An 11,610-nucleotide genomic window follows, 5' to 3' on the forward strand; every position below is an offset into this window, starting at 1 on the left:
AATCCCACGCCAATTGCAGCAATTGTCGTTCCAAAAGCAAGGAGGAGGTTATTTCGGGTTTGAATTTTGATGGGTTGGAGAAAAACAGATTTCGGTCGCAAATAAGCGACCTTCCAAGATATGGTTTGGGTAGCTTCTAGCGCTCCAGCATATTTTACTTTCTTTTCTTCAGAAAGAATAGTATCAAAGTAGGGGCGCTCGGGGCTAAAATTCGCAGCAAATTCATCAAATTTGGTAAGTTTAGTTGCGTTAGGGATGGAAGGGGGCAAGCGATAAATTGCCTGTAACTCCTGAATCGTGTCAGCTTCTGGAGGAGCGAGAAATTGGAATAGAAGTTCTTCCGGTAGGTTGCCATCATCTCTATATCCTTGTGCCAAGCGTAAATTTTTATCGTCGAGCAGAATGGGAAAGGAAAAAGAACCAGCTAAATTATTATTTTCCAACACGATATGTTGGAGTTTGGTTGCGCTGTACTGACTGCGTAACACTCCAACGACTTTTCCAGTTTCGCGATCGCGGACTGACTGACTGAAGTACAAGTAAGGCTTGCCATCAAGTTCAGAAAATTCTACGTTGGATACAAAAGGTTCTCCTGTTACTAGAGTAACTTGGAAGTAGTCGCGCTCTGACTCATCTTGTCCGATCTGAGGAAAGTGGGTATCAAGCAGATTCTGCCCATTGGTATCAAGAATAGCCGAAGACACTAAAAATATTTTATCTTTGGCAATCAAGGTATTTAGGGTGTTGAGGACTTGTTCTTTTAGGGCAGGAGAAGTGCTTGGTGCAGTTTTCAAATAGGAGGCAAGGGTTTCTTGTTGCGCTTCGGTAACAATTGCCATTAAATTGGCACTAACGAACGCATCAATGTTTGCTACAGTTTGAGAAGCAGCAGCATTCAGGGATTGATTAGCCGATTTAATCAAAGCCCTTCGTGTGGTTTGGTGATTCCACCAAACAAAGCCGGCAAGAGGAGTTAGAGAAATGAAGCAAAATAAGCCTAACAGTTGATAGCGTAAGCTGTAATTCTTGAAGAAGTATTTTAGAGGACGAATATTTCGAGGGATAAGTTTCATTAGTCAGGGAATAGGGAATAGGGAATAGGGAATAGGGGGGAGAAAATTGTTTATTTCATGTCTTACATTGATTTAATTAAAACTTTTGCAATAAGTCTATTATAGGGTTTGTGCTACTTGGGCGGCTGCTTGCGCCATATTGTCCAAAGTAGTTTTAATGCTCTGTTGATTGGTCATTAATTTTCCAAGTTCCACGGGAAAGCGATTGAAACCAAGATCGATCCATTTAGGAAGATGGGGTTCTACTCCCATACGATTTTCAATAGCATCTAGAGTCACATCAAAATACTTGATAACATGAGGTTGCCCTCCAAAGCCAACTCGTAATCGAGGATCGCTATAGGTACTGCGACGAACGCCGTTGGTATTGCTCAATATTGCCACTCTGGTCATGGTGTCTGCACTTGTGAGCCATTGCAAAAATACCCATGCTGCCTCTTGTTGCTTGCTATAGCGAGAGAGTAACAAACTGCTTCCTCCACAATGGCTGATACCCGGAACTTCCCCAAAAGCACATTCGCTGGGAGAACGCAGAGCAATTTCTTGGGGACATGGGACGGTTGCAACTCGTCCTGATACTTGAGATGTCGGCGATGCTTCAAACCATGGAAACCACTCTCCCCAAGAAATCAACATAGCTACTCGACCTTGGCGAAACGCTTCTGCTTCCCCATACCAATCCCAGGTTAAGGCTTCAGGAGGAGCATATTGTCGTTGATCCAGTAAATATTCCATTCCAGCGATCGCCCACTCGTCATTAATGGCTGGCGTTCCATCCGCATGATAAAACGACCCGCCATGGGACCAGCGATCGCCCACTCGTCATTAATGGCTGGCGTTCCATCCGCATGATAAAACGACCCGCCATGGGACCACAACCAAGCGGTCATATTGCAAAGCAAGCTGTTATGCCCTGCCTTCCACTGTCCTGCTGTTCCATAAACTTGAGGTTTTTTGGCTTCGTTAATTACTTGTGCTGTTGCCAAGTAGTCTGTCATTGTTGTTGGGACGGACAACCCCAATTCTTCAAAAATATCTCGGCGGTAGAACATAATAAATATGGGAATGTCATAGGGGATTGCTATCAACCGTCCTTGATAGGAAGCCATATTAGCAACCAAAGACGGGAAAAAATCCTCAAAATTGTAGTTAGGATATTGTAGTTCACTGTTCTCTAGCAACGCTCTGGGATCGATCCCAATATTAGCAAGACGACCGACCCAATCTCGATCGCAATACATGATATCGTAGATTCCGGTTTCTCTGGCAATGTCTTGCTCGATTCTTCCCAAAACAAGTTCGAGGGGTAATAGCTCCCATTGCACTTTGATTCCCGTTAGGGGAATAAATTCTTTTTGAACTAATTCCCAAGCGACTTGTGCGCTGGGTACGTCTTCTGTAATCAATCGTAGAGTCATGCCGGAAAATGTTTTAGCTACATCTTTGAGAAAGTGGTAAGCATCGGTTCCGATGACGCTTGCTGATTCTGAACCGCGAGTCTCTTCAAGGGATAATTTAACAGATGAAGAAGAGGAAAAACGACTACAGGCTTTGAGTGCATAAGTTGCACTCCATCCCAATGCTGCTGATGTTCCTAAACGCAATACATCTCGTCTTTTCATTGTTATATCATGTCCGGTTAAATAGTTATAAATGATTAGGGAGGAGTCAGGATACAGGAGACAGGAGTCAGTAGTTAGTAGAAAATAATCGATCAGGATACAAAAGTTTTTTCATCAGGACTTACGCAGTACAACCTATTTTCGTCATTGCGACCGACAGGGAAGCAATCTCAAATCTTAGTTTTTCCTACCTCATGCGTAAGTGCTGTTCATCACTAATTATCCGTCTACACATACTGGGTCAGTATTGTCTGAATCTCCTTGGTTTTGAGCTTTTTTGTACGATACTTAAATCTAGCTTTTATAATCTGAAATTTTTAACTAAAAATATAATAATATCATGTCCAGATAATCAGTGATAAAAAAATTTTTGTTTGAAGTTGGGCTTTAGCCCATGAAATATGTGTATTGGGGCTAAAGCCCAACTACAAGCTCTAATTATAACTATTAAACCGGACATAATATTATTTATAATGACTCCAAATTTGCAATTGATATCTCATGCGAGCCATTAATTCAATTATATCAATAGGTTTACCCACATAATCACTACCACCTACAGAAAACGCTTTCACTTTATCCCAGGCTTCATCCACAGCACTCACGAAAATCACCGGGATAAGTTTGGTCTTGGCATCTGCCTTCAGTTTTTGACAAACATCGTAGCCATTTATATCTGGCATATTAATATCTAGCAAAATCAGATCCGGTAATACCATCTCGGCAATTCTTAATGCCTCCGAGCCACTATCTGCTTGCCAGACTTGATACCCTTCTTCTTCCAATAAATCAGTCAATAGGGCTAAATTTTTGAGTTCATCATCCACCATCAGAATCTGCTTTGACTCTGAGGCAACAGTCTGGTCAGGAGTTACCTGACCTTGCTCCTCAAGTCCAATCATTTTCTCTTGTATCTGGCGAATTTGCAGTTGATGCTCAATACGAACGATCGCTTCTAATGTATTGAAGGGTTTAGTTATGTAGTCACTCCCACCCACAGAAAAACCTTTGATTTTATCCCAAGACCCATCTAAGGCACTGATAAAAATAATCGGAATGGCTGTAGTTCCTCGATCTGCTTTAAGGTATAGCTTCGATGCCATTTATTATTTTATAACTTATATGTTCAGTTAAATGGACATCCCATGTAAATTCTTTTTATCGCCCTTATTATTCGTAACATTCTTTTTTCAAACTGGTATAAGTAACAGCGGTTTCCAACTCTCGACAACCTTCAGCGAGACCGCGACAACTCTCCGTCAGTTGCCAATATCCCACAGGATATTAGGAAAGTCGCGATCGCTTTTGATATCATCAGTATTTATACCAATTCACTATACTTTTAAACCATTCAAATCTGACTTTTAACTTCTGGTGTCGTTGGGTAAATCTTAGAATTTACACTTAATTAGGACTTACGCAGTACAAAGTATTTTTGTCATTGCGACGGACAGGGTTTGCGGAGCAGTTTGGAACGGATAGCAATCTCAAATCCTACTTTTTCCTACCTCATGCGTAAGTCCTGATTAATTTTTAATTTAAACTCCTCGACTCGATAGCAGGTGAATCTAACAGCTAGATTCATCTGCTTTTTTTTGTAGTTATACTGTGTTGGTGCATAATTAGAGCGATCGCTCCTTTCTATAGCGTTACGCATTAAGGTTAGGATATTTATAAATCCTGAAATCCTTTGACAGTCTACTATTCCCTAGCGCTACGCGCTATACAGATGGATTGTCCCTTATTGTATTTGTGGGACATCTACGCTGAAATGCTGAACAGCCACCTCTGTGGGAAATTTATTTGTTGATTTTTTCGACCACTGAATAAAACTGAATTTTTCGGAAATTTATTTGTTGATTTTTTAAACCACTGAATAAAACTGAATTTTCCTGAATAAAACTCTACAATATTTGTTGTATATCTACGCCAAAAAACTTAGTCATCAATACCTATACAAAATTAATTGAATATCAATTTTTAGTTACTAAAAAATATGTATATTTCAAGTCTAGACTTGATTATAAGCAGATTTATTTTTTTGCCAATCTAAGTTTATTGTCCAAATTAACCTCAAAAAAGTTCAGTTTTGGTTATGTGAAAAACTCATTACCAAAACTGAACTTTTCCGTATTGTGTTTTCTGAAAATTTTAGCGATAGTGATATTAACAATGGAAAGAGAACAATCTCTTTAAACAAAAACAACAAAAACACCCATTACGGAGGATAGAACTATGGCGGATCAGGTAGTAGTGACATGGGATGAAGTTTTCGGCCCCGGCGGTTCTTTGGATTCATCGGCTCCAGACTTGACTGACATGGGCACTAAAAATATTTCAGGGTCTTTCAATAATGACTTCCAACCAGAGGCGGGGGCTCGGAGCGCAAATTCGAGGTGGTATTACTACAGTAAGATTATTGGCTCAGATACTAATGATACTATTGATGGTAATGGTGATATGAATGCTACTGCCTTTCCTCTAATCGATCAATATGCTAATTTATTTAGTGATGATCCTAATGGCTTCGAAATAAAAGTAACACAAGCAAATGATGATATTTCTGGGGGAGCGGGCGAAGATGTAATCAGAGGTCATAACGGAGATGATACCCTCAAAGGGAATGCTGGCAACGATGAGATCTGGGGCAATGAGGGAAATGACAGTATACTTGGTGGTGGGGACAGTGATGTTCTCCGTGGCGGTTTGGGAACTGATACCCTCAAAGGGAATGCTGGTCAAGATTTACTCTATACTGGTCTTTTGACTGGAACAGAGAGTGACGACTTGCATGGAGGTGCAAATGCAGACACCTTTTTCTTGGGTGAGGTTCCACAACCACAAGAACCAGAGGACCCGGGCAAAGCTAAATTTACTGGTATTGATTGGCTAAACCTCGGTTTGAGTATAGCTGGAGATGTTAGTGACTTAGCTTTTCAATATTTCGGTTGGAACAAACTGACTAAAGAAGTCGTCCCAATGGTATTCGATATAGGCAAAAGCATTGTAGGAGGGATAGAAGATCCTAGTGCAATTCCTACAGTGCCACTACCTAAGACTGGAACTTATGCAACTATCAAAGACTTTAATCCCCGAGAAGACGTTGTTTTTATTCCCCTAGCTCCTACGGGAAAGGCAAATGTTTTTATCTCAGAGGACACCAACACTACCAGTACATTAAGCTTTAAGTATAACAGTGAAGATGGCGACAAGACCTTTGCAACTCTTGAGTTAGCGACTCCATCAGATATCTTTGGACAAGGAACGAACTCAATCAGCAGGGCTGGTCAGACCTCTATTAGAGAGACTTTGATAGATAATGCCTTAATTATTGATTCTAATGGTGCAACCCAGGGACTTTACAATGGGACAACTTTACCTATCGAAAGTAAAGATCTGGAAAACTTGGGAAGCAATAGATTCCTTGTTCTAGGTGCTTATTCGGGTCTACAATTAGAGGGTAAGGGTGGTATAGACTACCAATACGGAACCAACTTCGGTGATATAATTTCTGGGTATAACCTCGATCCAAATGATGACATACAATCTGACCCAGCCTCAGTAGATAACGATCAGTTGAGAGGATTTAATGGTGATGATGTATTCTTAGGTGGAGCTGGAGCTGACATTATCAAAGGAGATGATGGTTTAGACACTTCTTCCTACATACACTCTACTGCTGGCGTTACAGTTGATTTAACCAATAAACCAAACAATACCTATGTTGAAGTCGCCAACGATGGATTCGGTGGCAAAGATAAGCTATACAGCATTGAGAACATCATAGGTAGTGACTATGATGATGAGATCACAGGAGACAATAAACCTAACGTTTTAGGTAGTGCACAAGGAGACGATATTCTCACAGGTAATGGTGATGAAGATACTTTCATCCTCTCAAGTGGAACAAATACAATTACAGACTTCAACCCTTCTCAAGATAAGATTCAGATTGATGTTAAAGCATATTACGAGAACAATCAATCTGTAGACTTTGATGCGACTCATTCTGATACGACTAATACCCTTACTATTTCTCTTGCTGGTCAAGATGCTGCTATTCTAGAAAATATCTCTAATTCTCAAGTGGCAAATGCCTTACAAAAAATTGAGTTTATTGGAGAAGAAAACAACACAATTGTCATGGGCGATGATGACAACAACACTGGTCTCGGTGGCTCGTTTTCTAGTCAGTATATCTATGGTGGTGGTGGCCAAGATGGTCTCAGAGCATTGCGTAGCAAGGATGTGTTACTAGGAGGAGATGGTGACGATTATCTTGATGGCTCTCAACAAGCTGACATCTTGATTGGTGGTGCTGGTGCTGATACTTTTACTCTCTATAATTTTGCCGGAGGGTATTTTTCTGGTGGCCAATGGGTAAGGAATGTTGCTCCCGATAGCATTATGGACTTCACTGCTGCTGAAGGGGATCAGATTAATATCTTGACAAGCCATTTTGATGGTCTTAGCAGTCTGTCAGATCTCGCGTATGATAATAACTCAAATGAATTGTCGTTTAATGACTCTGTGATTGCCATTCTCGAAAATGAATCTGGCTTTGATCCTAATAGTCACGTTTCTTTGTTTTAACTAAAACTTCACAGTAGATAACTTAATTCCAAATTTTGATTTAAACTCCTCAACTTGATAGCAAGTGAATCTAACCTAGATTCATCTGCTTTTGAGTGCAGCAATATAGCGCTACGGGCGAAGCAAAAGTCACTTTTTATATCTTTTTTTATATGTTGGGCGTGATGTGTGAAATGGCGATTTCTATGCGGCTTCACTGAATTTAGAAGTTAAATTTGATCGACTAAAAACTTTGACAATACAATAATTTATTTGTTGATTTTTTCAACCACTGAATAAAACTGAATTTTCCTGAATAAAATTCTACGATATTTGTCGTATATCTACGCCAAAATACTTACTCATAAATTAATTCAAAAATCTATTTGAAGTTACCAAGCAATCTCTGTATATCAAGTCTAGACTTGATTATAAGCAGATTTATTTTTGGGTAAACCTAATTGTCTTGTCCCAATTTACCTCAAAAAAGTTCAGTTTTGGTTATGTGAAAAACTCATTACCAAAACTGAACTTTTCCGTATTGTGTTTTCTGAAAATTTCAGCGATAGTGATATTACAGAGGGAAAGAAAAAAACATCTTTCCAATGCCAACAAAAATTATATTTGAAGGAGAAAAAAACATGGCAGAAACTGTCTTTAATGAACAAGTATCGAAAGTTTACTTTACAGGTCGCTACGCACTCCGAATTATGGAGCAATCAAACCCCCACACTATGCCAGACTGGCAGACAAACTTTTCAAATAATATTCATCGGCACGATCCTGGTAATACCATAATACATGAAACCAGGAAAGAGAGGGAAGCTCTAGGCTTGGACTATAAAAACGTTCATGTGAAGGAATTTCTTTCTTACTCTACTATTAATGGCAACGATCGTGATAACAACATTACCGGCGCACAGCCACAGAGCTATACTTGGTATCATGGCATTAACAATAGTAAGACTTCTTCAAGGCACTGGGATGGTACTTTCGACGATGAAATTAATGGAGGAAAAGGAAACGACGTTATTCAAGGCTTGAACGGGAATGATACTCTCAGAGGTGAGGAGGATAATGATGTACTTCATGGTGGAAACGGAAGAGACAATCTTGAGGGAGGAATCGGTAATGATGCACTTCATGGTGGAGAAGGAACTGACAATCTAGACGGAGGAATCGGCTATGACTTATTGTACACAGGTCGTCTAACTAATGGCCAAAGCGATACACTGAAAGGTGGTGCAAATGCTGATACCTTCTTTTTGGGAGATGCTACCACCCCGGCAAATAATGACCCCGTTACTACAGGAGGAGGTTTTAACTGGAAAAATCTAGGTTTAAGCCTGGCAGGAGACGTTAGTGACTTACTCTTCACAGTTATTCCCGGCTTGGGGACTGTTGGCAAAATCACCAAAGAAATCGTGCCAATGCTGTTTGATGTAACCAAAGCTACCTCAAATAACGTTACAGCCCCAGTTGAAAAAGGCGCAAGTGATGCTGACACAGGTTCTGCCACCATTACAGACTTCAACCCTACCGAGGATGTCATATTTATTCCTCTACCATCGGATGGTGATATCTACATTGATCAAAATAACACTGGTAACAATCTCTTAAAGGTTTTTCAGGATACAGACAAAACTGATACGATTGCAACTGTTCAACTATCTAATGACTTTAATAATCTTGAAGGTAATTCAAACGGCAAACTTCAGTCAAACTGGTTTGATATTCTTGAACGCAACGCATTAATTCTTGATTCTAGTGGTGCCAAAGATTACAAAAGTAATACACAACTGAATATTGCACCTGAAGATATCGAAAACTTAGGAACAAACAAATTTCTGGTTCTGGGAGCCTATTCCGGATTTGATATCAAGGGTAGCAATAATTCTGATTATTCCTACGGGACACAATTTGGTGATGTTATCTATGGCTATGAAACACCAGCAGCAGCATATACAGCTGATGATGATGTGCTGTATGGATTTAAGGGCGACGATCAGTTTTTGGCTGGACAAGGTAACGACCGTATTTTTGGTGGTGATGGTTCTGATTCAGCAAACTATATGGACTCTACATCAGGTATCACTATTAACTTAGAGAATGGGGGGAACAATGATGATGGCTTCGGTACCAAAGACACGTTAAACAGCATTGAGAACATTATTGGTAGCGATCATAATGACAATATCACAGGAGATGGTCAGGCTAACATCTTTATTAGTGGAAAAGGGGACGATAATCTAACTGGTAATGGTGGTCAAGATACTTTCAGGCTCTCTAGTGGGAAAAATACAATTACAGACTTTACATCTTCTGAGGATAAGATTCAGATTGATGTAAAAGAATATTACGATAGCAATTCATCTGTAGACTTTGATGCGACTTATTCTGATACTGATAATAAGCTTACTATTTCTATTGCTGGTCAGCAGGCTGCTATCCTAGAAAATATCTCTGAAAATCAAGTTGCAGATGCCTTAAAACAAATTGAGTTTATTGGAGAAGAAAACAACACAATTGTCATCAACAATGAGGAAACCAGCAGTAAGATCGGCGACTCAGCTGGTAGTCAGTATGTCTATGGTCATGCAGGCAACGATAACATCGCATTATTTGGAGGTAGGGATGTTGTACTAGGAGGAGATGGTGGCGATAGCATCATTACCTCTCAACAAGGTGACACTGCAATTGGTGGTACTGGTGCTGATACTTTTAGTCTCAATCAATATGGAACCAACTTTTCTCCCGACCGCATCCTGGACTTCACTCCTGCTGAAGGAGATAAGATTGAGATATGGAAAAAGAATTTGGATGCTATTAGTGATAACTCCGATCCTTCCTTAGGCTTAAACTTTACCCATTCAGAAACTAATAATGCTCTCACTATTACTCTTGGCGATCGGGATCTTGCCATTCTAGAAAATATCTCTAAAAATCAAGTAGGAGATGCCTTAAAACAAATTGAGATTTTGGGTTCACAAACAGACAATGACGGTTCAGAAGGTAGTGATGATGTTCTCATCGGCAACTCCGGCAATCAATTAATGCGAGGTCTTGGTGGTAATGATTACCTGTATAGCGGTGGAGGCAACGATACTCTCCGAGGTGGGTGGCAGGACGATCTGCTCCTAGGAGGAGATGGTAACGACCTTCTGCAAGGCTTTGAAGATAGTGATGTTTTAATTGGTGGTGGTGGTGCTGATATATTTGCTTTCATTGAGCGTTTTGATGCCTTTAGTGGTGTTGACAAGATTCTTGACTTCACTGCTTCTGAAGGAGATCGAATTCGTATTAATAGGTTTCACTATGGTTTTAGTAGTCTGAGTGATTTGAGCTTTAATGAACAAGGTCAATTGTTAGCTAATGGTGACAAAGTTATTGCTATTCTCGAAAATGAATCTGGCTTTAATCTTAACAGTCATGTTGATCTGGTCGGGTAATCCTCTAAATCAAGTGATTTAGGGAGCAAGGTAGGGAATAAGGAACACTTAACTCTTAACAGAAAGTACCTTAAATTCTTAGTTTTTAATAAATCATATTCCCTTGACTACTTGACTTTGTTTTGGATATCACTACTTCTACACCACTACCCTCTGTTCTAAGTTCTAACTCAAACTTTATATTAGTCAGAATTATTAATCTTGAAAGCAGGTGAATCTAACAACTAGATTCATCTGCTTTTGAGTGCAGCAATATAGCGCTACGGGCAAAGCAAAAGTAACTTTTGAGTATCTTGGGTGTGATGTGGGAGATGGGGATGGGGAGTTCTAGAAATATTTGGCAATGGCGCTCGTGAAGATGAAAATTTTTTTATATCGAATTAATATCATGTTCGGATGATCACTTATAATAAAGCCAAAATCATTACAGTAGAGGTATTCAAAGTTGATAGCCAAAAGGATGGCGATATAGCTGCCGCACTTGCTCCGCCAACGCCAACTACCTAAGTGCTCAAGAGTTACTGGTTCATGATCGCCAGGCGACAAATGTCACCGAACGTACCCATTACCAAATAATTTGGTTATTAGTGACAGGAAAAACACCATGATAAGTGGCCCATGTCACTGGTGACAGTAGAACTTGGATTTATCAGTTAGTCAAACGCTACAACAAATGGGGCACAAAAAGTTTGGGAGACGGGCGCCGTCACAACCAAGGGCAGGAGGCAATATTAACAGATTTACAGCAAGCCCAACTGTGGCAAGTTCTCTGTGAAAAATCACCAGATGGTGGATTGTGGAACGGTCGTCAAGTAGCCGATTGGTTAAGTGATATCATGTCCGGTAGCATCGGTCTTGTATAGCAAAGGTAAGGAAGAAGGAAGAAGGAAGAAG

The 11,610-nt window shown here is 40.0% G+C and carries 8 protein-coding genes; 3 read left to right on the forward strand and 5 right to left on the reverse strand.

Going from position 1 to position 11,610, the window contains the following annotated elements; all coding sequences use genetic code 11:
• The 5 genes from D5R40_RS25695 to D5R40_RS36055 all read right to left on the reverse strand — a co-directional run.
• A partial coding sequence (locus tag D5R40_RS25695; RefSeq protein ID WP_192901313.1) for a cache domain-containing protein occupies nucleotides 1-923 on the reverse strand: 923 nt, incomplete at its 3' end.
• Between the two features lie 249 nt (nucleotides 924-1,172).
• Nucleotides 1,173-1,808, reverse strand: coding sequence for an extracellular solute-binding protein (locus tag D5R40_RS25700; RefSeq protein WP_192901314.1), 636 nt, complete (start codon nucleotides 1,806-1,808; stop codon nucleotides 1,173-1,175).
• On the reverse strand, nucleotides 1,760-2,695 hold the full coding sequence (locus tag D5R40_RS25705; RefSeq protein ID WP_124155426.1) for an ABC transporter substrate-binding protein: 936 nt from the start codon (nucleotides 2,693-2,695) through the stop codon (nucleotides 1,760-1,762). The genes D5R40_RS25700 and D5R40_RS25705 overlap by 49 nt, the downstream gene beginning before the upstream one ends.
• A 464-nt stretch (nucleotides 2,696-3,159) precedes the next feature.
• Nucleotides 3,160-3,798 carry a response regulator gene (locus D5R40_RS25710; protein WP_124155427.1) on the reverse strand — a complete coding sequence of 213 codons (639 nt, stop codon included), beginning with the start codon at nucleotides 3,796-3,798 and terminating at the stop codon, nucleotides 3,160-3,162.
• A gap of 401 nt (nucleotides 3,799-4,199) precedes the next feature.
• Nucleotides 4,200-4,352: a hypothetical protein gene (locus tag D5R40_RS36055; protein ID WP_161565069.1), complete on the reverse strand. Its 153-nt coding sequence runs from the start codon at nucleotides 4,350-4,352 to the stop codon at nucleotides 4,200-4,202.
• A 578-nt stretch (nucleotides 4,353-4,930) separates the two neighbouring features.
• On the opposite strand from D5R40_RS36055, the gene D5R40_RS25715 reads away from it, so the two are divergent.
• The 3 genes from D5R40_RS25715 (at nucleotide 4,931) to D5R40_RS25725 (ending at nucleotide 11,579) form a co-directional block, all read left to right on the forward strand.
• Nucleotides 4,931-7,288 carry a calcium-binding protein gene (locus D5R40_RS25715; protein WP_161565070.1) on the forward strand — a complete coding sequence of 786 codons (2,358 nt, stop codon included), beginning with the start codon at nucleotides 4,931-4,933 and terminating at the stop codon, nucleotides 7,286-7,288.
• Between the two features lie 620 nt (nucleotides 7,289-7,908).
• Nucleotides 7,909-10,716 carry a calcium-binding protein gene (locus D5R40_RS25720; RefSeq protein ID WP_161565071.1) on the forward strand — a complete coding sequence of 936 codons (2,808 nt, stop codon included), beginning with the start codon at nucleotides 7,909-7,911 and terminating at the stop codon, nucleotides 10,714-10,716.
• Between the two features lie 611 nt (nucleotides 10,717-11,327).
• A complete protein-coding gene (locus D5R40_RS25725; protein ID WP_124155430.1) occupies nucleotides 11,328-11,579 on the forward strand; it encodes a helix-turn-helix domain-containing protein in 252 nt (83 codons plus the stop codon).
• The last annotated feature ends 31 nt before the right edge of the window (nucleotides 11,580-11,610 follow it).

The organism is Okeania hirsuta, from assembly GCF_003838195.1.
GTDB classification, from domain to species: domain Bacteria; phylum Cyanobacteriota; class Cyanobacteriia; order Cyanobacteriales; family Microcoleaceae; genus Okeania; species Okeania hirsuta.